General features: G+C 62.7%; 24 protein-coding genes. 14 read left to right on the forward strand and 10 right to left on the reverse strand.

The genetic code is table 11. The annotated features are described in order from the left end of the window. The 7 genes from AB7535_RS02295 (at position 1) to AB7535_RS02325 (ending at position 7,179) form a co-directional block, all read left to right on the forward strand. On the forward strand, positions 1 to 477 hold the full coding sequence (locus AB7535_RS02295) for a chemotaxis protein CheW (RefSeq protein WP_063985241.1): 477 nt from the start codon (positions 1 to 3) through the stop codon (positions 475 to 477). Positions 478 to 537: 60 nt separating this feature from the next. Next, on the forward strand, positions 538 to 2,340 hold the full coding sequence (locus tag AB7535_RS02300) for a methyl-accepting chemotaxis protein (protein ID WP_071916274.1): 1,803 nt from the start codon (positions 538 to 540) through the stop codon (positions 2,338 to 2,340). Between the two features lie 138 nt (positions 2,341 to 2,478). Continuing rightward, positions 2,479 to 3,333 (forward strand): CheR family methyltransferase, encoded by an 855-nt coding sequence (locus AB7535_RS02305; protein WP_071916273.1) that lies wholly within the window; start codon positions 2,479 to 2,481, stop codon positions 3,331 to 3,333. A 16-nt stretch (positions 3,334 to 3,349) separates the two neighbouring features. Continuing rightward, on the forward strand, positions 3,350 to 4,441 hold the full coding sequence (locus tag AB7535_RS02310; protein WP_063985238.1) for a protein-glutamate methylesterase/protein-glutamine glutaminase: 1,092 nt from the start codon (positions 3,350 to 3,352) through the stop codon (positions 4,439 to 4,441). A 5-nt stretch (positions 4,442 to 4,446) separates the two neighbouring features. Beyond that, on the forward strand, positions 4,447 to 6,174 hold the full coding sequence (locus AB7535_RS02315; RefSeq protein WP_354079009.1) for a chemotaxis protein: 1,728 nt from the start codon (positions 4,447 to 4,449) through the stop codon (positions 6,172 to 6,174). A 149-nt stretch (positions 6,175 to 6,323) separates the two neighbouring features. Beyond that, complete coding sequence (locus AB7535_RS02320; protein WP_085402149.1) at positions 6,324 to 6,770, forward strand: hypothetical protein; 447 nt, start codon at positions 6,324 to 6,326, stop codon at positions 6,768 to 6,770. A gap of 124 nt (positions 6,771 to 6,894) precedes the next feature. Next, positions 6,895 to 7,179: a hypothetical protein gene (locus tag AB7535_RS02325; protein ID WP_085402148.1), complete on the forward strand. Its 285-nt coding sequence runs from the start codon at positions 6,895 to 6,897 to the stop codon at positions 7,177 to 7,179. Between the two features lie 24 nt (positions 7,180 to 7,203). Here the strand turns inward: AB7535_RS02325 and AB7535_RS02330 are convergent, their stop codons facing one another. The 4 genes from AB7535_RS02330 to AB7535_RS02345 form a co-directional block, all read right to left on the reverse strand. Next, complete coding sequence (locus tag AB7535_RS02330; RefSeq protein WP_028150366.1) at positions 7,204 to 7,569, reverse strand: VanZ family protein; 366 nt, start codon at positions 7,567 to 7,569, stop codon at positions 7,204 to 7,206. Between the two features lie 495 nt (positions 7,570 to 8,064). Further along, entirely contained in the window at positions 8,065 to 8,316 is a 252-nt protein-coding gene (locus tag AB7535_RS02335) for a hypothetical protein (protein ID WP_014497530.1), read from the reverse strand. Positions 8,317 to 8,539: 223 nt separating this feature from the next. Further along, entirely contained in the window at positions 8,540 to 8,713 is a 174-nt protein-coding gene (locus AB7535_RS02340; RefSeq protein WP_166103634.1) for a hypothetical protein, read from the reverse strand. Positions 8,714 to 9,106: 393 nt separating this feature from the next. After that, positions 9,107 to 9,361 carry a hypothetical protein gene (locus AB7535_RS02345; protein ID WP_085402146.1) on the reverse strand — a complete coding sequence of 85 codons (255 nt, stop codon included), beginning with the start codon at positions 9,359 to 9,361 and terminating at the stop codon, positions 9,107 to 9,109. Between the two features lie 239 nt (positions 9,362 to 9,600). Between AB7535_RS02345 and AB7535_RS02350 the strand changes: the two genes are divergently transcribed. From AB7535_RS02350 to AB7535_RS02365, 4 genes are all read left to right on the forward strand, one after another. Beyond that, positions 9,601 to 9,855, forward strand: coding sequence for a hypothetical protein (locus AB7535_RS02350; protein WP_201266198.1), 255 nt, complete (start codon positions 9,601 to 9,603; stop codon positions 9,853 to 9,855). 134 nt (positions 9,856 to 9,989) lie between these two features. Further along, positions 9,990 to 10,160 carry a hypothetical protein gene (locus tag AB7535_RS02355; protein ID WP_162136531.1) on the forward strand — a complete coding sequence of 57 codons (171 nt, stop codon included), beginning with the start codon at positions 9,990 to 9,992 and terminating at the stop codon, positions 10,158 to 10,160. Between the two features lie 87 nt (positions 10,161 to 10,247). Then, the gene (locus tag AB7535_RS02360) at positions 10,248 to 10,493 is read left to right on the forward strand and encodes a hypothetical protein (protein WP_039146277.1); all 246 of its coding nucleotides are present in this window, start codon (positions 10,248 to 10,250) and stop codon (positions 10,491 to 10,493) included. A gap of 51 nt (positions 10,494 to 10,544) precedes the next feature. Next, positions 10,545 to 10,967 carry a hypothetical protein gene (locus AB7535_RS02365; RefSeq protein WP_028150369.1) on the forward strand — a complete coding sequence of 141 codons (423 nt, stop codon included), beginning with the start codon at positions 10,545 to 10,547 and terminating at the stop codon, positions 10,965 to 10,967. Positions 10,968 to 10,995: 28 nt separating this feature from the next. Here AB7535_RS02365 and AB7535_RS02370 read toward each other — a convergent pair whose 3' ends face one another. Then, positions 10,996 to 11,730 (reverse strand): metallophosphoesterase family protein, encoded by a 735-nt coding sequence (locus tag AB7535_RS02370; protein ID WP_028154250.1) that lies wholly within the window; start codon positions 11,728 to 11,730, stop codon positions 10,996 to 10,998. A gap of 112 nt (positions 11,731 to 11,842) precedes the next feature. Further along, a complete protein-coding gene (locus AB7535_RS02375; protein WP_085402145.1) occupies positions 11,843 to 12,166 on the reverse strand; it encodes a hypothetical protein in 324 nt (107 codons plus the stop codon). Between the two features lie 345 nt (positions 12,167 to 12,511). Here AB7535_RS02375 and AB7535_RS02380 point away from each other — a divergent pair, with 345 nt between their 5' ends. The 3 genes from AB7535_RS02380 to AB7535_RS02390 all read left to right on the forward strand — a co-directional run bounded on the left by AB7535_RS02380 (position 12,512) and on the right by AB7535_RS02390 (position 16,369). Next, positions 12,512 to 13,936, forward strand: coding sequence for an undecaprenyl-phosphate glucose phosphotransferase (locus tag AB7535_RS02380; RefSeq protein WP_085402144.1), 1,425 nt, complete (start codon positions 12,512 to 12,514; stop codon positions 13,934 to 13,936). A gap of 144 nt (positions 13,937 to 14,080) precedes the next feature. Further along, a complete protein-coding gene (locus AB7535_RS02385) occupies positions 14,081 to 15,175 on the forward strand; it encodes a hypothetical protein (protein ID WP_085402143.1) in 1,095 nt (364 codons plus the stop codon). A gap of 33 nt (positions 15,176 to 15,208) precedes the next feature. Further along, positions 15,209 to 16,369, forward strand: a complete 1,161-nt coding sequence (locus AB7535_RS02390) for an acyltransferase family protein (RefSeq protein WP_085402142.1) — start codon at positions 15,209 to 15,211, stop codon at positions 16,367 to 16,369. Between the two features lies 1 nt (position 16,370). Here the strand turns inward: AB7535_RS02390 and AB7535_RS02395 are convergent, their stop codons facing one another. The 4 genes from AB7535_RS02395 to AB7535_RS02410 form a co-directional block, all read right to left on the reverse strand. Then, positions 16,371 to 17,171 (reverse strand): hypothetical protein, encoded by an 801-nt coding sequence (locus AB7535_RS02395; RefSeq protein WP_085402141.1) that lies wholly within the window; start codon positions 17,169 to 17,171, stop codon positions 16,371 to 16,373. Then, positions 17,155 to 19,365 (reverse strand): GNVR domain-containing protein, encoded by a 2,211-nt coding sequence (locus AB7535_RS02400; protein ID WP_085402140.1) that lies wholly within the window; start codon positions 19,363 to 19,365, stop codon positions 17,155 to 17,157. The genes AB7535_RS02395 and AB7535_RS02400 overlap by 17 nt, the downstream gene beginning before the upstream one ends. A gap of 20 nt (positions 19,366 to 19,385) precedes the next feature. Continuing rightward, positions 19,386 to 19,913 carry a hypothetical protein gene (locus AB7535_RS02405; RefSeq protein ID WP_245328480.1) on the reverse strand — a complete coding sequence of 176 codons (528 nt, stop codon included), beginning with the start codon at positions 19,911 to 19,913 and terminating at the stop codon, positions 19,386 to 19,388. A gap of 401 nt (positions 19,914 to 20,314) precedes the next feature. Beyond that, positions 20,315 to 20,956, reverse strand: coding sequence for a transglutaminase-like cysteine peptidase (locus tag AB7535_RS02410; protein WP_085402139.1), 642 nt, complete (start codon positions 20,954 to 20,956; stop codon positions 20,315 to 20,317). Between the last annotated feature and the right edge of the window lie 48 nt (positions 20,957 to 21,004).

The raw sequence follows: 21,004 nt of genomic DNA on the forward strand, positions 1-21,004 counted from the left end.
ATGGCCGCAACCTCGCAATATCTGACGCTCGGGCTCGCCGGCGAGACGTTCGGCATCAGCATCCGCAATGTCCGGGAAATTCTCGACATGCGGCCGATCTCACGGCTGCCGCATGCGCCGAATTTCCTGCTCGGCATGATCGACGTGCGCGGCAGCGGCTATCCCATCGTCGACCTCCGCACCAAGCTCGGCCTGCCGGCCGTGGAAGCGACTGAAGCGACCCGCATCATCATCCTCGACGTGCCGATGAAGGATCGCCTGGTCGGCGTCGGCTTTGTGGCCGATTGCGTGTTCGAGGTCACCGATATCGACGAGCAGGCGATCGAGCCCATCCCCGAGGTCGGCGGCAAATGGCAGTCCGACTATGCCGCCGGGATCGGCCGCAAGGGCGAGAAATTCGTCGTCATCTTCGATCTCGCCAAGCTGATGGCGAACGACGAGATCCCGGAAGGGCGCGATACCTCTCGCGCCGCCTGAATTTGCAAGCGTGAAGCGTGGTCAAGCGTAAGCACCCCAATTCGAACCAACGAGACTGACATGAGATTCACCGTCAAAGCCAAGCTTGCCAGCGCCTTCGGCGTCGTCATCCTGCTGTCCATGATCGCCGGTGCGGTCGGCTATATGAAGCTGGCGGACATGGTCAGCACCACCGAGCTTCTGGTCAGCCGTGCGGGCCGGATGGAAAAGGCCGCGGAGCTGAAGGAAGGCATCCTGTTCCTTGTGCGCGCGGAGAAGAACGCGATTCTCGCAGCGTCCGATGCAGAGCACGAGCAGTTCCAGGCCGACCTCATCAAGAACCGCGATGCGATCACCAAGTCGAAGGACGAGATCTACGCGGCTGCCAGCGAAAGCGGCAAGAAGCTGATGGAGGTCTTCAACGTCGCTTTCGCCAAGCTCAACGCCTATCAGGACGAGACGGTCCGGCTCGCGAAGACCGACAAGCCAAAGGCCCTGGACCGCTCCATGCATGATGGCCGCAAGGTCGTTGCGGACGCGATCGAAGCGGCCGATGTCTACATCAAGAATGTCAAGAAGAACATGGCTGAGCAGGCCGAGCAGTCAAAGCAGGACGGTGCGCGCGCCGAGATGCTGCTGATGAGCCTGGTCATTGCCTCGCTCCTGATCGCCGCGGTCGCGGCGACCTGGATTGCGCTGAACATCAGCCGTGCGCTGGCGCAGGCGGTGGGCCTCGCTGATGCGGTGGCGATCGGCGATCTCAGCCACAAGATCGAGTCCTCCAGCAATGACGAGATCGGAGATCTCATCAAGTCGCTGAACGCGATGACGGTCAACCTCAACGCGACGGCGGCGCTCGCCAACCAGATCGCGCAGGGCGATCTCATGGTCGAGGCCAAACCGCTGTCGGACAAGGATACGCTCGGCCTCGCGCTCGAGCGCATGGTGGAGAAGCTTCGCCAGATCGTGTCGGAAGCCCTGACCGCGGCGCAGAACGTCTCCGCCGGCAGCCAGGAGCTCTCGGCCAGTGCCGAGCAGCTCTCGCAGGGCGCGACCGAGCAGGCCTCGTCCGCCGAGGAAGCCTCCTCCTCGATGGAAGAGATGGCCTCGAACGTGAAGCAGAACGCCGACAACGCCAACCAGACCGAGAAGATCGCCGCGCAGTCCGCCAAGGATGCCGAGGCCAGCGGCGCCGCGGTCGGCCGCGCCGTCAACGCGATGCAGACCATCGCAGAGAAGATCACGATCGTGCAGGAGATCGCGCGCCAGACCGACCTGCTCGCGCTCAACGCCGCGGTCGAGGCCGCGCGCGCCGGCGAGCACGGCAAGGGCTTTGCCGTGGTTGCGTCCGAAGTGCGCAAGCTCGCCGAACGCAGCCAGGCGGCCGCCGCCGAGATCGGCACGCTCTCGACTGAAACCGTCAAGGTCGCGCAGGAAGCCGGCAATATGCTCTCCAAGCTCGTCCCTGATATCAAGAGGACGGCAGAGCTCGTCGAGGAAATCACCGCCGCCTGCCGCGAGCAGGACGTCGGCTCGGCCCAGATCAACCAGGCGATCCAGCAGCTCGACAAGGTCGGCCAGCAGAACGCCAGCGCGTCCGAACAGGTCTCCTCGACCTCGGAGGAGCTCGCCTCGCAGGCCGAGCAGCTTCAGTCGACGATCGCCTATTTCCGCATCGAGCAGGGACGCAGCCAGGCCGCTGCGCCGATCGACCGGGCGGTTACCCAGCTCCGCGCCAAGGCGGCGACAATGGCGGCCGTCGAGCGGCCGGCCAAGAAGCCGCAGGCGAGGCCGGCGCGCGCGGTGAAGGCGGCCGGTGGCGGCGGCTTCGCCTTCGACATGAACGACGGCGAGGACGATCGGGACGCCGATTTCCAGCGCTGAGAGCGGTCAAGAGGTCGGCCCATCCTTCACCGGTGGGCCGATCCGCCGTCAGTGATCGTGTAAACGCGTGGGATTCAAGATGGCCCGTTCGGCCCAATATTCAGTGCAGGCGGCCATCGCGGATCGGGGCATTCAGCCATGATGCCCGCCGTGCAGGATACGGTCGTCCATCTGTCCGACCGCCACTTCCGGACCATAGCCGAACTGATCGAGGGCCAGGTCGGCATCAAGCTGCCGCAGGGCAAGCGGCTGATGCTGGAGGGGCGGCTGCACAAGCGCGTGCGCGCGCTGAACTTCTCCGACCTCAACGAGTATGTCGACAACCTGTTCGAGGCCGATCATTTCGACACCGAGCTGACCCATCTCATCGATGTGGTGACGACCAACAAGACCGACTTCTTCCGGGAGCCCCAGCACTTCACCTTCATGAGGGACGTCGCGATCCCGGCCCTGCTCAAGTCGCACGGGCGGAAGAACGCGAACCTGAAGATCTGGAGCTCGGCGAGCTCCACCGGCATGGAAGCCTACACCACCGCCATGGTGCTGGACGACATGACGCGGAACGGCTCGCGGTTTCAGTACCGCATCCTCGGGACCGACATCTCGACCGCGGTGCTGCGACTTGCCAAGTCCGCGATCTACACCCGCGACGTGCTCGCCCCGGTGCCGGAGCCCTTCGTGAAGCGTTATTTCCTGTCGTCGCGGGACAAGTTGCGCGGCGAAGTGCGGGTGGTGCCGGAATTGCGGCGCATGACGCATTTCATGAGGATGAACCTCATGGATAAGTCCTACCCCGTCGACCGGGACGTCGACATCATCTTCTGCCGCAACGTCCTGATCTATTTCGAGCGCGAGACCCAGCGCAAGGTGATCGAGCAATTGTGCAGCCATTTGCGGCCCGGCGGCTATCTTCTGGTCGGTCATTCGGAATCGATGATTCACAGTGCAGTGCCGGGTCTGAAGCAAGTTCAGCCAACCATTTTCAAGGTCTAGCCGGAGCGCAACCAGAATGCCGAGGGAGAAAGTTCGCGTACTGATCGTGGACGATTCGGCGTCGGTGCGCCAAATCCTGCAAACGATCCTCAACGACGATCCTGACATCGAGGTGATGGGGGCGGCCTCCGATCCGTTCGCGGCGGCGCGCCGCCTCCAGAACGAAATCCCCGATGTCATGATCCTCGACCTGGAAATGCCGCGCATGGACGGCATGACCTTCCTGCGCAAGATCATGGCGCAGCGCCCGATCCCGGTGATCATCTGCTCCTCGCTCACCGAGGAAGGCTCCAACGTGATGTTCGAGGCGTTCGAGGCGGGCGCGGTCGACATCGTGCCGAAGCCGAAGATCGACACCCGGCAGGCGCTGCTCGAATGCTCGACGCGGCTGCGCGAGGCCGTGAAATCGGCAGCGCGCGCGCGGGTGCGTCCGCGGGCGGAGCGCCGTATGATCGAGAGGAAGCTGACCGCCGACGCCATCATCCCGCCGCCGGTGCAGGGCAAGGTCCGGCCGACGACTGAGCGCATCGTATGCATCGGCGCATCGACCGGCGGCACCGAAGCGCTCAACGACGTCCTCGAGATGCTGCCGCCGCACTGTCCTCCCATCGTCATCGTCCAGCACATGCCGGCAGGGTTCACCGCGGCCTTCGCCAGGCGTCTCGACAGCGTCTGCCAGGTCCGCGTCAAGGAAGCCGAGGACGGCGAGCCGGTGCTGCCGGGATGCGCCTATATCGCGCCGGGCGCCCGTCACATGCTGCTCCAGCGCATCGGCCTGCGTTACCAGATCGCGATCAAGGACGGCCCGCCGGTGTCGCGGCATCGCCCCTCGGTCGACGTGCTGTTTCGCTCCGCGGCCCAGCATGCCGGCGCCAATGCGCTCGGCGTGATCATGACGGGCATGGGCGACGACGGCGCGCGCGGCATGCTGGAGATGCGCAAGCTCGGCGCCTCGACCCGCGCGCAGGACGAGGAGAGCTGCGTGGTGTTCGGCATGCCCAAGGAAGCCATCGCGCATGGCGGTGTCGAGAAGGTCGTCTCGCTGCATCATATCCCGCGCGAGATCATGCTCTGGTATCAGGCCGGACACGTTGCGGTGGCAGGTTGATTGCGATGTCCGCCATTCCAGCCAACACGCTCACCGAGGCGATCGTCGCGATCGAGGATGTCTCGTCGCGGATCGAGGACGTCTTCGCGCGCGTCGGTCACGAGCTCGGTCGCGGCCACCTCATCTTCAAGGAACTGAACCAGGGCCTCGCGACGCTCTCGGAGGAACTCTCCGGCGCCGAGATCGAGGGCGCGGCCACCGCGCTACAGGAGATCGCCGCGCGGCTCAGCGAGCTGGCAGAGGCGCTGCCGTCCGAGAGCGCGCTGCTTGCGACCATCGGCACCAGCACGGCGGAGGCGTCCGCGCTGCTCAAGCCGCTGTTCAAGCATATCCAGATGATCACCATCATCGCGCGCAGCGCGCGGATCGAGGCGGCCTCGCTGGATGGCGATCGCGAGGGCTTTCTCGCCTTCACGCAGGAAGCCTACGATCTCGGCAAGGCGGTACAAGGTTCGATCGAGAGCTGCGCGCGGGACCAGCAGCGCCTGTCGGAGGCCGTTGCTACTGCCGCCGGTCGGCAGAAGGAGTTCGAGAGCCGTTATCGGAATCAATTGGTGTCGGAGAGCGCCGAGCTCGGCGCAGCCTATTCCGGATTGCGCGGCCAGCGCCGCGACAGCAGCCAGCTCGCCGACCTCGCGAGCACCAGCACCAGGAAGATCGCCGAGGCGGTTGGCGGCGCGATCATTTCCTTGCAGGCCGGCGACAGCACGCGCCAGCGCCTCGAACATGTCTGTCATGGCCTCGGCCAAGTGTCGGAAGCTGTGCCGGGCCTCGTTCCCGAACGGGGTGCGAGCGAGGACGGCGCGCGCGCGATCTGCCAGTTGCAGGCGGCCCTGCTCAGGGACGCCCAGCGCGAATTCGGCGGCGATATCGGCCAGATCGTTCGCGCGCTCACCGCCATCCTGCACGATGCGGGCAGTGTCGTCGGCCATGGCCGCACGCTGTTCGGCGGCGCGGATGGCGGCTCGTCATCGTTCCTGGCGCGCATCAAGCAGGCACTGGCACATGCCTCGACCCTGATCGCCACCTGCGAGAGCGCCGGCCGCTCGGTCGACGAGGCGCTCGCCATCGTCGAGGACACGCTGGCAAAGTTTCGCCAGGCGATCGCCGGGCTCGCCGAGGCCACCGTCGACATCACCCTGATCGGAATGAATGCCGGCCTCAAGGCAAGCCATCTGGGCAGCCGCGGCAGCGCTTTCGTCGTGATCGCCAACGAGCTCAAGGCGACCGCCGACCAGGTCTCTGTGGGCGCGGGGCGCTTGCGGCCCGTGCTCGACGGCATCGAGCGCTCTGCGAACGAGCTGAAGGAGCTCCGCGTCCGGGGCGATCCCACGCAGCTCGCCAAGTTCGAGCCGCAGATCCTCCAGGCGCTGCGCGAGGTCGAGGTCGGCAACGAACGGCTCGGCAAGCTGATGAGCCGGCTCGTCGATGAAGGCGCGGAATTCGAGGGCCTGATGAATTCGGCGCAAGGTCTGATGAGCTCGCTAGGCGAGAGCTCCGCAGCCTTGCCTGCGGTTGCTGCGCGGCTCGAGACCGCGAGCGCCGGCGCGCGGCGGCCGCAGCCGGAGGCGCAGGATCAGGCGATGCTCGATGATCTCTTCGCGCGCTACACGATGGAGCGCGAGCGGGACGTTCACCGGGAATTCCTGCAAACGCTTGGCCTTGCGTCGATCGCCGCCACGCGCCGCGTCGAAGCGGTCGAGACCGCGGATGACGGCATAGAGTTGTTCTGACGTTCGCCGCCGGCGTCGCGCGTCGGCGGCAATTCGACGGATTGGGTTTTCCGAGCATTAACCTTGCCCGAAGGGCTGGCCGTTAGGTCATTGTCGCGCCCCAGAGTTGGTCGCAAATACAGGGCGATCTTCACCTCGGAAAATTCCCCATGCTGAGAGACGGTAAATACGCTGCCTGGTTCAGGACCCCACGAGGTCAGGGCACCGGCATCGTGGATCTGGCCGAGGGCCGGATCTCGGGCCGCGACAGCTTCTTTACTTATGGTGGTTCCTACCGGGTCGATGAGCAGCACTTCTCGGCCGTCCTGACCGTGAACCGGCATGCTGACGGCCCGCTGAGCGTGTTTGGGCCCGATGAGGTCGAGGTCAAACTCTCGGGTGTGTGCAACGGCCTGGTGGCGAGCTGTTCGGGAACGGCCAAGGAAGCACCCGACGTGAAGTTCGAGGCGACGCTGATCTACAGCCAGGAAGATGCGCCGGCAACCGACGCCAAATGCGCGGTCGTGAAGCTCAACGCCGACAAGCTGCCCAAGGGCCTCGACAACCGTTCCCGGCCGCGTCATCCGTTCACGCCGCCCAAGGCGCCTGTGTCGTAGGGTGCGGGCTTTTAGCTTTGCATTGACGCTGTTGTCGCGAAATCACGGCGCGACTGGACTGCGGCAACACTAGTTTTAGAGGTGAAATCTAGGTTGGGGCCCATAACAAAAGGCGGACAGGGACATGCCTCAGATCTGGATGACATATGACGAACTCGCGACCCTCAGCGGCTGCAGCGCTGCCGAGGCCAGGATGCAGGCGCTGCATCTTTCGCTCGATCGCCGCAAGAGCCGCGACGGGAACACCCGCGTGAAGCTGAACCTCGCCTTGATGGCCCGGTTCTTCGAGACCGTTCGCGAAGCCGAATTCGACCTCGATGACGCGATCAGGGCGCTGCGCGATGCCCATCGGCAGATGTCCGGGGTTCTTTCGACCAGTCAGCCGAGCTTGCGGCGCGGAGTGGCGTAAGTTCTCGCGGCGCCGGTGGCCGCCTCAGGACGGCGGCCTCGGCAGGAATGCCAGGATGGTCTGGGCCAGAAGGACGCCGACGGTGCCGCCGGCGGCCTTTTGCAGTACATCGATGAATCGTGGATCACGATCCGGCGTCACGGCCTGCAAGACCTCTAACCCGACTGCGACGGCGACCACGAACGCGCAAGCCAGCTTGACGCGCCCCGGTAGCAGGAAGGACAGCAGGAAGCCCAACAGGCCGTAGGCGCTGAAGCGCTCAATCACGACGACCCAGTAGGCCTCCGCGTGGCCCATGAGTGCCGGCCGGCCCGCGAGCTTGGCCAGCGTCGCATAGACGATGAGCACGAGACAGATAACCGCGGCTGCGATGAGATGGTTGCGGCGCATTGCGCCAACATAGCCGGTCGACCGGCTGGCCGCTTTCGAAAGCCAAGAACATCGTTAAGGTTCACAAACCCTCGAGGGCATGAACCAAGGTTCACGGGCGAGCCGCGGAGCTGTGGCTACGGCCCAATCCGCATGCATTCACTTGACGTCAAACGTGGCGGTGCAGTCGCGATCTCACGCGGACGGCGCTGAGTTGGCGAGGGCAGGCATTCATCTGCCAGTTCTTCCGCCTGGTGACCCAAAGCCGGACTGCCAAGAACAGGATGTTGATGCCGAACCAGATCGACATCACGATAAGGAAAGAGCTTGCCATGACGGCTCCGCCTCCCGCTTTCTTTCGAAAGCAATGCGGAGCGCCGCCGAGAGTTCCGCCGTCAGGGGAACGGGCAGGCGATCGCACCTGCCCAAATTCTCGTCATCGACAAACCTGGCCTCCGGTCAAGCACAAAGCAACGCGCCTGACCGCATGACCAAGCCGTTCGCAGGGACCGACGTTCAGCGCCGATTGTAGGACCAGCCCTTGTCGACATTGGTCGGGTAGTGGGCTGCGAAGTACGGATTCTTGAGGCAGTTGCGCGCAGGATCGAAAATCCAGTCGGCGCATTCCCGGTAATTCAGGAATCGGCAATCGAAACCGAAGGCGCACCACGGCGCGCCGTTTGGAAATCCGAACCCCACGGGGACTTGCGCCGACGCTACTGAGGGCAAAGCCAGGAGCAGAGCTACGGCGAGCGCGCGGGACAACATGGTGCATTCCTCCAACAATCTATCAAACTGAGACCGAAGCCGGTCCGGCGACCGTTTTGCGCCGAAAAGGGACGATGTTCAATCTTCATCGTTGGATAGTCTAACATCCGGGTGCGGAGAGATCGAGAGTGCTGAAGCGATCGGCCCATGTCGACTGGCGGCTGCCATTCATCGATCGATGAGGCGGACACACCCGTCCATGACGTGTCGCGCGCGGCCGACGCTAGCCCTTCTTGGCGCCCTTGGATTTGAGCGACAGGCCGAGGCGCAAGGCCATACGCTTGATCGCATCGGGCGAGCGCCCGAGAAGTTTTGCTGCCTCTTCCAGCGAAGTCGAAGACTTGGCCAATTCCATCAGCCGGCGGTCTTCCTTGAACGACCAGGGCCTGCGCGCCATAACCGAAATCATCCTCTCGTCGAGACAAAGACAAAGCCGCCAAGCGGACCCACGTTCGCTCGACGGCTTTGCTTGGGTGGGGCCGGGCCTGGGGGAGCCCGGTGAGAAGATGGATATGCGATCCACTAAGGTTCGCAACAAACAACGCGGATTAAGCTAACTGCTCAACCTTACCGCGATGAAATCGGCGCGTTGCGCTCCGTATAACCACGGAGTTTCGCTAACCAAGATCGATCTGCACGCTGTGATGGTGGGGATCGAGGATGTTCTGCCACCACGTCCGGTTGTCGCAGAACCGGCGCACGGTCTTCGCAAGTCCGCACTCGAAATCCTCGCGGGGGGCGCCTGCCGATATCCGAGACCCGACTTCGCGTCTCGACGCTGCGGCAAGACTCAGCAGCTCCGCCAATCCGCGCGGACTGTTCTGATCAGCATGGAAGAAGTGCCGATCCCCGAGCCGTCGCCGAGCAGCCGTCGAAACAGCGACTGGTCCTGCCGCGTGGTGGTGGTGAGGATTCTCCTGACGTCGGCGAACGTCAGGATGGATCGCAGGCACGGGATCATCGGCTTGCCGAAGACAGGCAGGAGCTGCTCGGACGCCATGCTGGCGATGGAGGCGAGCAGGGAACTTGTTCCCTGCGCGCTCAATGTCCTCCAAGCTCAGGCGGCAATCTCCCCTTGATAATGGATGGCACGGCGTTGCGGCGTCAGCACTTGTGCGCGATTAGGAATTAGATGCTTCGGGATCACGACATTGTTTGCTTCGAAATCACGACGTCGATTCGAGCGATCAACTTGAATTGAATCGGCGCCGGTTGGTCGCAACGGCTTCGAACGAGAAAAAATCCAATCGCGATGCATGCGGCAGCGGTTTGACGAGCAGTATTATGCTTCTCTCGGTTGAGTCGTCACGAGATCGTCGAATTCGTTCGGCTATGGTGCGCGCGCACGAACAAATCAAAATCAACAAAATCAAGAAGACCGAGATGCTTCAAAAGGCGCGAGCGGCACTTCCTCTCACCAAGCTCAGAGAGCGGGCGTTTGAAGGCGCGTTCTTCAGCGTTGCGCTGATCGCGATGGCGGGCTGGGTGTATTTCATCACGCTGTTGCTGGTGCGATTGTTCCTCTGGTTTTTCGGCTGACGCACGAGCCGATCACTTCGCATGCAGGGTGCTGCCCAAAAAATCCCTGGCATGACGAGAAAATCAGCGGCGGTGATCATGATCTCGACACAACTCGAGGATGAGACTGCCAGTATCACTGGAACGAATTACGAATGATGCTGCTCGCGATCCTGGTCTCGCTCCTCGCTGGCTTTGGCGCAGGCTATGCGACACGCGCGCTGCGGCCCCGCGAGCGCGCGGAGCGTCATCCGTTCCACCGTCCCTACAGTCCCACCGCGTTCCGGCAGAACAGTTCATTGGCGAGGGCGCGGCGTGCATTCTGAGGATTTACAACCGGCGTGCGGTTCTCGCGTTGCGGCTCGCATGGCGGTGGAGGGGAGTGAATCATGACGGGATTTCGGGGAGACGCCATGACGAGCCCGACGTACAACGCGCCACGGCGGTATTTCGTCGATGGGGGAGGTCGCCGCGTCCTGATCGGCCTGACGCCCGAGGAGACGTTCGAGTTCGAGCGGCTCGACAGCGAGCAGGCGCAGGTCGCGCCCGATGCCGGCGAGCGGCGCAGGCTCGAGCTCTATGAGAAGCACGAGGGGGCCTGGAGGGCCTGGATGGCGCAAAGCCGCACCGAACGGCGCGAAGGATTCAACCTTTATTAACCATCGCAGGCCCATTTTCTGGTCTGGCGCCTCGAACCGGAAAATGCACGCATGTTTCAGCTCTTCCTGCGGGCCCGCACCCATAACTTCCTGAAAGACCGTTTCGGCGGAGAGCAGGTGTTCCGCGCGCGCTCGCCCGAGCGCGACGCCGAAACCGATCGCACCCGCATCGAAGCCATCATGGTTGCGATCGATGACGCCCTGCATGCGGCGGAGCGCGAGCAGTCAGGTCTCAACCGCCGGGTCGAGGACGTGCTGGCGCGCGCCGCCGTGACGATCGGCAACGGCGACGACGAATACCTCGAGCGCGAGGCGCTCGACAATCACCACCAGGACCTGTTCGACAAGGAAATCCTGAACGGCCAGCGCCGGCTCAAGGAGCTCGGCGCCTCGATCGCCCATTTCAAGTTCCTGAAGGCGGCGATGCTGAGCCGTTTCCCGGACTACCGGCCTCCGGCGAGCCCCACCAACTGACGCCTGGTACGGCGCGCGAGCGAGACCGCTAGATCGCGAGCATGCTGTTGCCCTGAATGGACAGCAGCGTCAGGTTTCCGGTGGCGTAGGCCCCGGTATCGATGTTGGCCCGGTTCTCGAGCAGCTCGGCCTGCTTCACCGGCGTATGGCCGTGCACGACGTATTTGCCGAAGCGCCTATTGCTTTGCAGGAACTCGTCCCTGATCCACAACAGGTCCTGCTCGCGCTGCTCGGAGAGCGGAATTCCCGGACGCACCCCTGCATGGACGAAGAAGAAGTCGCCGCATGTGAAGGTCGGCCGCAACTGGCGCAGGAACGCGATGTGCTCCGGCGGCATCACGGATGTGAGCTCGCGAACCAGATCGGGCAACTCGTCCTTGCCAAGGCCGGGCGCGGCCGATACGCCGTACGACATCAGGGTCTGGAGCCCGCCGAACTGAAACCATTCGGCGGCGCGGGCGGGATCTTCCAGCACCGAGGTGAAATAGGCCTCGTGATTGCCCTTGAGAAAGACGGTGTTGCGGCGGCGGCTGCGGTTGATCAGGAGATCGAGGGTATGACGCGAGTCCGGTCCGCGATCGATGTAGTCGCCGAGGAAGACCTCGATCGCGCGATACGGCCGGCTGTTCGCCATGTCCGCATCGATCACGGCGAACATCTGCTCGAGCAGATGGGCGCAGCCGTGGATATCGCTGATCGCATAGATGCGCACGCCGTTCGGTAGCTTCGGCCGGGGCGAATTTCGGGGCGCAATCATGGACATGGGGTGCAACTCTTTCAAAGAGCTTCGCCCGGGATGTCAATATGCTATCGGCGAATTTGGGTGTCCGAGCAGGTTTTTTTCTACCCCTGCCGGCAAGCCTGCGCCTGCTCGATCATTCACCAGCGTTGCGAATCACCCGTCCCCAAGCTTGCGCGAGGCTGGCCGAGTTGCCGCTGTCGAACGATGGTGCGGCCTTGCCGCGATAGGCGGCCTCTCGCGCGCGGACCAGAACCGCGCCGCAGAAATAGCCAAGCTGGAGCACCGACGCGAAAACGAGGATCGTCACAACGATGTGAGCTGAATCATGTCCCCGCCAGGCGGAGCCCGCACCGAGGATCGTGGCGCCGAGAACGATGGCGGGCGGCAGGATGAAGATTCGGAATCGGCCTCCCAGCAACGATCCGATCAGCAGACTGAAAATGGCAACCGTACTCACGACGCAACTCCTCGAATTGGTCACGAGTGTTAATGGCCGCGGCCTAATAACGGCTTAAGCGGCATGGTTGAACAGCCGTTCAAATGCGCGCGACAATGCTGTGCGAAAATGACGCGATTTGGTGTGAAACGCGGCGTGATGCCTGCTTAATTGTCACGCGTGTGACAGTAGTTTGAGCATTGTTTTGCTGCGACGCTGCATTGCATGAAAATCGATTTGATTTTTTCGGTGCACTGCCGCAATGTCGCTTTGTTTAGTTAAGATATACTTCGGCGCACATCGAAAAAATTAGATCGATTTGCTCGCAATTCTGATTGCGAGTGGTGACGAGGCAGCGAGGTTCGGATGGCTGTAGCAACTTACGGTTCGGAAAACTATTATTCGGTTATCTCGAACCGACGCGGTGCCCTCCAAAGACCCCTGCAAGTGGCTTTGATCGCCGGAGACTTCGTCGCCGTACTGCTCAGCTATTTCGTGGCGAGCGGCCTGTATCGCGTGCTCGTGATCGAGCAGGACTCATCCGTCGGAGCAGGCCTGGTCGTCGGCGCGGTGTTCGTGACCATCGCTTACTTCCAGGGCGTCTACGATCACCATCGTCTGCTGAACACGGTCTGGCAGCTGCGCAAGGCCCTGGCGGTCTGGCTGATCTCGCTCACTATTCTCGCCGTCGAGGCGTTCCTGCTCAAATCGTCCGCGGACCTGTCGCGCGGAACCACGCTGCTGTTCGCCGCGACCGGCGGCGTCGCCTTGGGCGGTCTGCGCGTGCTGTGGCGCCTGGCGCTGACCTCGAGCTACGCCAAGGGCCGTCTGGTGGACCGCAAGGTCGTGCTGCTCAGCCTCAAGCCTCTCGATTTCACCTCGACCCGGTTCAAGGATCTGCGCAAGCACGGCTTCAACGTCGTGCGACATTTCGTGCTCGATCCGTCTGAAGAGGGCGCGGGCTGGGATCACGAGATTCGCGACATCACCCGTCAAGCGCGCACGGCGGATGTGGAAGAATATCTCCTGGTCATCGACTGGGACGAGATGCCGCTTCTCCAGAAGCTGAGCCAGCATCTGCGCGTTGTCCCCCAGCCGATCCGTCTTCTGCCGGATTTCCCGATCGCCGATCTGGTCTCGCGTCCGTTCCAGCCCGTCAGCGGCACGGTCGCGATCGAGATCCAGCGCGCGCCGCTCAGCGTGTTCGAGCAGGCGCAGAAGCGCTGCCTCGACATCGGCCTTGCCTCGTTCGCGCTTCTGCTGCTGGCGCCGCTGCTGATCACGGCTGCGATCATGATCAAGCTCGATTCCAAGGGCAAAGTGATCTTCAAGCAGGCCCGGCGCGGCTTCAACGGCAAGCAATTCGATATCTGGAAGTTCCGCTCGATGACGGTGGCGGAGAACGGTCATGTGGTCACGCAGGCGACGAAGAGCGACGCGCGGGTGACCCGTGTCGGCCGTGCGCTGCGGCGGACCAGCATCGACGAACTGCCGCAGCTCTGGAACGTTCTGCGCGGCGAGATGTCGCTGGTCGGGCCGCGCCCGCATGCGCTCGCGCACGACAATTACTACGATCCGATCATCAGCAACTACGTGTACCGGCATCACATGAAGCCGGGCCTGACCGGTTGGGCCCAGGTCAACGGCTTCCGCGGCGAGACGCCGACCATCGATCTGATGGAAAAGCGGGTCGAATACGACATCTGGTACGTCAGCAATTGGAGCATCTGGCTCGACTTCAGGATCATCCTGAAGACCGCGCTGGCGCTGATTCATCAGGAAGCCTACTGAGCCAGGCCGACGTCGGGCGCGCGTTGCCGCGCCCGACCCGCACGCCGCCCGTGCAGAGGGGAAACGGCCTGCATTTTGCAGCATGTGATTCGTTGCTGCCCCTTTGACGATTTGCCCCCCCCAAAAAACGCCGAGCCTTGCAGATTGAGCCATCGCCTCGCCAAGTTCGTCGCCTTGCCGTTGCTCGTCACCTGGGCGATCGCTGCCGCCTGTTCTCATGCGAACGCGTTGGAGTGGGGGGTCGGCGGACCGCCGCAAAAGCGCAGGGATCTCGCGCCGATCTTTCAGCTCATGAGGGAGCGCGGGCTCACGCAATACAGGACCGGTCTCAATCTGACGCAAGATGCCGAGCCGGGCGAAGCCGCGATGTTCCGGCAAACCATTGCGCTTGCCAGAAAATACTCGATCACGCTTCACCCTTTGGTCAACTTCCCTTTCCGCTACGGTGACCGCACCGACAAGGGGCGGTACCCCAAAGGAGACCGGGACGCGCTCTACAGGCAGGGCTACGACCGCACCTACGCGTTCGTCCGGCAATTCAAGGACGATGTGTCCGACTGGGAGCTTGAGAACGAGATCAACCTGTTCGCGGTCGATTCCGACGGGAAGAAGCTGTTCGGGCGCGGCATGACCGCGGCAGACTTCGAAATGCCGGTGATGGAAGACTGGGCCCAGGTGTTGCACGGCGCGTCCGATGCCATCGACCAGATCAACCGCGAGACCGGAAGTCGTCTGCGCAAGGTGCTGAACACGACGTCGACGATGCTGGGCTTCCTCGACTTCATGGAGTCCCGGGGCGTGAAATACGACGTGATCTCCTACCACTATTACGAGGTGGCGGGGCAGAATCCGCATCGGCACTGGAATGGACGCAATCCGCCCTTCGACCTCTTCAAGAAGCTGGCGTCCTATCACCGCCCGGTGACGTTCAACGAGGTCAATTGCGCCGAGATCTACAAGCCGGCCTATGGAAATCGGCCTGGCGATCCCCTGACGGAGCAATGCCTCCGGTCACTGCGGGACACCTTCCAATATCTGAAGAACCAGAAAGACGTCGAGATCGAGAGCGTGATGGTCTACGAGCTGTTCGACGAGCCGCAGAAGAAGCCGCCGGAGAACAGGTTTGGGTTGATGTACGAGATCGACAGGCCCAAGGTTGCGCTCTTCCTTCTTTCGGAATTTGCCGGCGGCCGCCTGTCGGCTGAAGAATCGACTGAGTTGAGAACCAGGGGACTGTAGCTTTCGGTCTCCGTGCGAAGAAAAGAACCTGCAATGCCTTTACCTGGATCTGAGCGCGTCAACACCGAGAAGTCGGGCAGCATCTTGGGATTCAACGGGCTGCGCGGTCTCTCGGTCGTCCTGGTCTATCTCAATCACAAGTGCGGACTGCAGTTCTACTCGGGCAGCGTCGGCGTCTGGATATTCTTCATCCTGAGCGGCTTCCTGATCATCGGCGAGCTCAACAGGCAGCGAGGCAAGGTCGGGACGGCCGCATCCCGGCCCGCGGCGGAAATCGTCACCTTCTGGGTCAAGCGGGCGACGCGCATCTTTCCCGCATATTATGCGCTTCTCGCCATCCTGTTCCTGACCCGGTCCTATTTTCAGCACGCGGGGCCCGATCTCGGCTTCCGCTATCACGTCGTGTACCTGTCCAACTACTGGATCGGCAGCGTCATCGGCGGGACCGCTGGTCCCTTCGGCGTGCTCTGGACGCTCTCGGTCGAGCAGCAGTTCTACGTGATCGCGCCCTTCCTGTTCATCCTGCTTCCTCTGGAGCGCCATTTCGTCACCTGCATGAGCGTCGTCGTTCTCGGTGTGATCAGCCATTTCCTGATGTATTCGTCGGGCTTCAATCACACGGCCATCCATACCCTGTCGCCGTGGAATTTCAGCCTCATCGCGTTTGGCGGCGCGCTGACGATCTTGCATCTCCAGAGACGGGAATGGGCTCCGAACGGCAACGGCACGTTCGTCTGCCTTCTCATCGTCGGGTTCATGCTGTGCTCGAACGGCGTGATTTACGACGCCCCTTCGTATCTTTCCCCCGCGATCGACATTGCGATCGGGCTGTGCCTGGTCGCGCTGATCTGGTGGGTTCGCGCCAACCAGGACAGTATCTTTGTTCAAGCGCTGGAGTGGAAGCCGCTCGAGCATCTCGGGAAGATCAGCTACGGCTTCTATCTCGTTCACAACTTCATCCCGAACCCGCTCGGCAAGGCGCTCACGCTCTATGGCGGGATGTCGGTGCCCGACAGCGTGAAGATTACCGCGGGCGCAGCCATCGGCTTCGTCATCTCGTACGCTGTCGCGCATGTGTCCTGGAAGTACTTCGAATCGCCGATCCTGCGCAGCCGTCGCGGCCTGACCAAATTCTTCCTGCAATACCTGCCCGAAAATCCCTCGCAGGGCGTGCCGCGAACCGAGCTGAAATAGCCTAGCGGCTCATCCGAAAGCCATCGCCATCGACTGGATAACAGCGATGGCGAATTCGCAGGCCCTTCTCCGCGACGAAATGCGAGAACAATTCCCGATCGGCTTCGGGCGCGGTGCAGGTACGTTCGAGCAGAGCGACGCGCGCCTCGGCGCCGGCCGCCTGATAGAACGTAGCTGCGCTTGGGAACAGGCGGGCCTGGAAGATATCGGCGAAGTCCTGGGTGGCGTAATCCCTGAGCTCGGGCGAGGCCGCATTGAAGGCGCGAAGCGCCAGTGGCGCGCGGATGAGTTGGAGCCAGGCCTCGTGTGGCGCGAAGCGATAGGAAAGACTCAGCAGTTCCGCTGTTCGCGGCCCAAAGCCGGCCTGGCGAATTTCGGCCCAGTAGCTGCCGAACCAGCCCAGTGCTTCAGTCGGCGCGCATGCCAGCAAGGCACGGCTCGTCGACGCGACGGCGTCTGCATCGAGATCGATCTGCTTCAGGTCGCCTGCGCGTGTCGATTCGTCGGCGATTGCGAGCTGGAGCAGCAGGAGCTCGCGCAGCGTCTTGGCGCTGCATAGGCGACGGGCGGATGGCAAATTGTCCGATACGATCCGTCTCAGGCGATCGACTTCATATCGCTCGCCGCGCGCGACGCGTCCTGCAATCTGCGGAACCGCGGGATTGGTCACATCCGGGGCGATAGCCGCGATCCACGCCAGCGCGGCTGCGGCAAGCGCGATGGTCGAGCCGCGCAGAAGCCAGCGATAGGCGATCCCCGTTGCCTGTGCCGCCGGCTCGGTGGCGCTAGGCTCCCTCGACATAGTAGCTGTTGTAGTGCGAGCCCTTATACGCCTCGATCCTCTTGAGCATCTTCGGATTGGCGCGATTGAGCACGGCGCCCAGAAGCTTCTTCTGAATGCCTTCGGAGCTCGCCATCGACTCCTGGAGCGCGTTGCGGGTCGTACGGCCCCACTCGATGACGTAAACCATCGCATCGACGAGATGGCTGACAGCCTTGGCGTCGGTGACCGGCATCACCGGCGCCAGATCGATGACGATGTATTCGTATTCCTCTCGCACCACTGCAAGCAGGTCAGCCATCGCCTTGGAGGCGATGACATCTGCCGAGTTCACCATGCGCGATGCGACGACGGAGGGCAGGAAGTCGAGCCCGCTCTCCTTGCTGCGCTGGATATGATAGCCGAACGAGCGCGGATCCTTGAGGGCTTCGACCAGGCCGGTCTTGGAATGGGGGGCCAGCGCCCTGGTCAGCGAGCGGGTATGGAGGTCGCCGTCGATCAGTAGCGTGCGATGTCCGGTCAACGCGGTCAGATGACCGAAATTGGCGGCAACCGTCGTTTTTCCCTCTTTCGGCAAGGACGACAGGATTCCAATGATCTTGACCTCGCGCGACAGGCGCGCGACGTCGATTGACACCTTGATGTTCCGCAGCGTCTCCGCGAACCGCGAGAACGGGTGCTCGACGACGTAGCTGGATATGTTTCCTTCCGGATGATCTGCCGAAGCCCTCGCCGCGCGGATGTCGGGAAGAACGCCGAGGCATTTCACCCCGAGCTGATCCTCGACGTCGCTCGGAGATCGCAGCACGTCGCTCATCAGTTCCTTCGTGAAGGCCGCCCCGAAGCCGAAACAGAGACCGCCGAGCAGGCCGCCGACCAGCGCCAGCAGCGTCTTGGGCGAGCTCTTCTTGTCGGGTTTGACCGCCGTGCCGATGATGCGCGCTTCGCTGATCGGGAAGCTCTGGTTCTGCGTTGCGTTCTGCAGCTTCTCGAGGAAGTTGTTGTAGAGGTTACGATAAGTATCCGCCGCGCTTTCGAGGTCGCGCAGCTTGACCTGCGCCTGACTCGTGCTGCCGGCCTGGGATACGAGATTCTTGAGATTCTCCTCAAGCGCCGTCTCGCGGCTCTTGGCGATCTCGTACTCGCTGCGATATGCGTCCGCGATACGACGGACCTCGTCCGCGATCGCCTTGCGCAGCTCTTCCATTCGGTTGGCGAGGTTGACGGCCGCCTGGTGGGTCTTGCCGTAACGGCTCGACCAGTCGGCATATTGCGCCGCCAGGTCGAGATATTGGGCGCGCAGGCGCGTGATCACCGTGTTGTTGAGTGCGTCCGTCACGGTCGGCTGCACGAGATCCTTGTCGAGCAGCGCCTCGATCCGGTCGAGGCGGGCCTTGGCCTCGGCGGTCGCGGCATGAGCGGCAATAAGCTGAGAGTTGACGTCCGCAAGCTGTTGCTCGCTCATCAGACCCCGGCTGGTGCCCACGATGTTGTTTTGCGCCTTGAACGTCTGCACGGCGCGGTCGCTCGCCGTCGCCTGTTCACGCAGCTCGGCGCTGCGTTGCTGGAGCCACTCGCCGGCGCGCTTGGTCGACTGATATTTCGCCTCCAGCGCGCCTACGATGTAGGCGTCCGCAATCGCGTTGGCGATCTGCGCAGCCTTGTTCGGATCGATCGAACGGTAGTTCATCGAGAGGACATAGGTCGTCAGCACGCGCTCGACCTTAAGGTTCTTCTGGAGAAGCTCGACCGCGCCGCGCTCGACCCGCTCTTTGCTCGGAGGACCGTCCGACCCGAACATCGAGATGACCTTGCCGATGACCAGCGGAATCAACCCGGGATCCGAGCCGTTGAACTCCGGATCCTCGGTGAGCTTCAGGCGACGGACGATCGACAGGAGGAGGTCGTCAGACTGGAGAATCTCGACCTGGCTGTCGACGAAGCCCGGGTCGATCAGCGCGTTGGCGGTTCCGCTGTCCTTGTCCAGTACCTGGGTTTGGCGTGTGTCCATCAGGATGCGCGCATTTGCCGTGTACATCGGCGTTGCCACGATCAGGTAGACGAGAACGATCGCGAGCGTACCGGCCACGATGGCGACGATCAGCGGCCATTGGCGGCGTACGATGTCCAGAGCGCGCTCGGCGCTGAGCGTCGTGCCACCGACCTCGATGGCATATCTCGGGCGTTGCGGAAACTGATCTCGTGGCTGAAACATCTCTGGGAATCTTGAGGTTGTCACTCGGGAAGGGGAACGGGTTTGAACGGGTCGGCGAGTTCGGTCTTCCACTCACCCGACATCAGACCGGCGCTTGCACCCGGACCCGCCGGTGCATTGCTGGCCGTGGCGGGAGCCGGGCTTCCCGGAACGGGCGCAGCCGCTGCGTCCTGATCCGTGAGATATCCTTTGAGGACGGACCCGTCGTGCAGCTTGGCAACGAATTCGCTGATCCGGCGCGCGACGTCGGGCTTGGTCGCGATGCAGCGCTCTTCGGCACGGTGAAGCCCGGCGCCGATTGCGACACGGTCGGCCTGGCTCGCCTGGCGCAGCATGTCCCGAACCGGATCGAGCGCGGCTATGTCGGTCACCAGCAATCCGGTGAGCCGGCCCGAAAGCTTGTCCCTGTCGTTCTTCGACTGTCGCAACAAAACCGAGGGGTCCGAGACGAATGCGCTGACCGCGGACGACGGCGCTCGTTCGGCGCGATCGACGCATTGAGCCTGTGCCGGCGCCGACAGCGTCGCAGACACGGCAACGGCGATCACTGCCGCGATCCGTAAAACCGGCAGGGAGCCACGCAACAAGCTATCGAGTTTGATTAGGATCGCGCTCATATCTCGTTGCAAACTAGCGATGACGTATGGATTTAGGCCCTAGGTCCTTGATGACCCAAAACTATGTCAAATTCTTGTGCGGCGCAAAATATAAACCAGTACGGACCAAATTGCCATCCTTGCCCGCTCTGCATCCCCGTTTCGCATGAACGAAATTCTTGCTGCGATCAGGCGCGGATTCGGCGAATGGTTGCGCGCGCTCGTATGCGATAAGCATGAATTTTAGGCAAGCACCATGCCAAGGCAAAGGCGCGAGGGACGGTCTGGCAGACCATCGCCTCGCGCCTGTCGCAACCTGCGATTGAGGGCGGTAGAGCGAAACTTCGCGCGGTCTATTCGGAGGTCCGCAACATCGCGAGACGCGTGGCGCGCAGGCGCTCGCCATTCTCGTTGATCGCGACCCAGAAGCGCGGATTTCCGCCGGACTGCATCGAGATCCACTCGTAATCCGCGGCGTTCCAGGGGCGCACCGAAGCGGAAAGATTGTCCAGGACGAAATCGCCGTCGGCAAGTCGCGCCACCAGCACGAGATGGCCCTGGCCGCCATTTGTCAGGACCACTGCGAGGCGCAGTGCCGACTTGGGCCAGCCCATCTCGATCAGTTGATGACGCTTGGTGACCGCGTAGTCGTTGCAATCGCCGGCGGACGGCGAAAGGCTCCAGCGCGCCACCATCGGATTGGTCGATTTCTGCATCGGTGTGATCGACGCGTTGACCGAGCTGTTCACCTCGCGCAGCATGCTCATCGCCCGGTCGCCCGAAGGCAGTGTCCGGTCGGCGGCGTCGCTCGCGCATTCGCCGTCGTTGTTCATGCAGAACTTGACGAATTGCAGCGGCGCGAGCGCATTGTCGTACTCGCGGATGAACGCGCTCTTCGCCTGATTGAGCGAACTGTCGTTCAACATCTCGGCCTTGGCGGCGGTGCCGGTCGACGCGATCCCGATCGCGACCAGCGATTTGATAATCCAGCTCATGACATCCCCGTCTCGCGTTTTCTTTTTTGACGCTACGGGTATCTCACA

It is taken from the genome of Bradyrhizobium sp. 956_D2_N1_4 (genome assembly GCF_052076025.1).
Classification (GTDB): domain Bacteria; phylum Pseudomonadota; class Alphaproteobacteria; order Rhizobiales; family Xanthobacteraceae; genus Bradyrhizobium; species Bradyrhizobium barranii.

Bases quoted from the DNA above. Each gene is read 5' to 3' on its own strand.
- AB7535_RS02295 (WP_063985241.1), top strand. From the start codon at position 1: ATGGCCGCAACCTCGCAATATCTGACGCTCGGGCTCGCCGGCGAGACG.
- AB7535_RS02300 (WP_071916274.1), top strand. From the start codon at position 538: ATGAGATTCACCGTCAAAGCCAAGCTTGCCAGCGCCTTCGGCGTCGTC.
- AB7535_RS02305 (WP_071916273.1), top strand. From the start codon at position 2,479: ATGATGCCCGCCGTGCAGGATACGGTCGTCCATCTGTCCGACCGCCAC.
- AB7535_RS02310 (WP_063985238.1), top strand. From the start codon at position 3,350: ATGCCGAGGGAGAAAGTTCGCGTACTGATCGTGGACGATTCGGCGTCG.
- AB7535_RS02315 (WP_354079009.1), top strand. From the start codon at position 4,447: ATGTCCGCCATTCCAGCCAACACGCTCACCGAGGCGATCGTCGCGATC.
- AB7535_RS02320 (WP_085402149.1), top strand. From the start codon at position 6,324: ATGCTGAGAGACGGTAAATACGCTGCCTGGTTCAGGACCCCACGAGGT.
- AB7535_RS02325 (WP_085402148.1), top strand. From the start codon at position 6,895: ATGCCTCAGATCTGGATGACATATGACGAACTCGCGACCCTCAGCGGC.
- AB7535_RS02330 (WP_028150366.1), bottom strand. From the start codon at position 7,569: ATGCGCCGCAACCATCTCATCGCAGCCGCGGTTATCTGTCTCGTGCTC.
- AB7535_RS02335 (WP_014497530.1), bottom strand. From the start codon at position 8,316: ATGTTGTCCCGCGCGCTCGCCGTAGCTCTGCTCCTGGCTTTGCCCTCA.
- AB7535_RS02340 (WP_166103634.1), bottom strand. From the start codon at position 8,713: ATGGCGCGCAGGCCCTGGTCGTTCAAGGAAGACCGCCGGCTGATGGAA.
- AB7535_RS02350 (WP_201266198.1), top strand. From the start codon at position 9,601: ATGCTTCTCTCGGTTGAGTCGTCACGAGATCGTCGAATTCGTTCGGCT.
- AB7535_RS02355 (WP_162136531.1), top strand. From the start codon at position 9,990: ATGATGCTGCTCGCGATCCTGGTCTCGCTCCTCGCTGGCTTTGGCGCA.
- AB7535_RS02360 (WP_039146277.1), top strand. From the start codon at position 10,248: ATGACGAGCCCGACGTACAACGCGCCACGGCGGTATTTCGTCGATGGG.
- AB7535_RS02365 (WP_028150369.1), top strand. From the start codon at position 10,545: ATGTTTCAGCTCTTCCTGCGGGCCCGCACCCATAACTTCCTGAAAGAC.
- AB7535_RS02370 (WP_028154250.1), bottom strand. From the start codon at position 11,730: ATGTCCATGATTGCGCCCCGAAATTCGCCCCGGCCGAAGCTACCGAAC.
- AB7535_RS02380 (WP_085402144.1), top strand. From the start codon at position 12,512: ATGGCTGTAGCAACTTACGGTTCGGAAAACTATTATTCGGTTATCTCG.
- AB7535_RS02390 (WP_085402142.1), top strand. From the start codon at position 15,209: ATGCCTTTACCTGGATCTGAGCGCGTCAACACCGAGAAGTCGGGCAGC.
- AB7535_RS02395 (WP_085402141.1), bottom strand. From the start codon at position 17,171: ATGTCGAGGGAGCCTAGCGCCACCGAGCCGGCGGCACAGGCAACGGGG.
- AB7535_RS02400 (WP_085402140.1), bottom strand. From the start codon at position 19,365: ATGTTTCAGCCACGAGATCAGTTTCCGCAACGCCCGAGATATGCCATC.
- AB7535_RS02410 (WP_085402139.1), bottom strand. From the start codon at position 20,956: ATGAGCTGGATTATCAAATCGCTGGTCGCGATCGGGATCGCGTCGACC.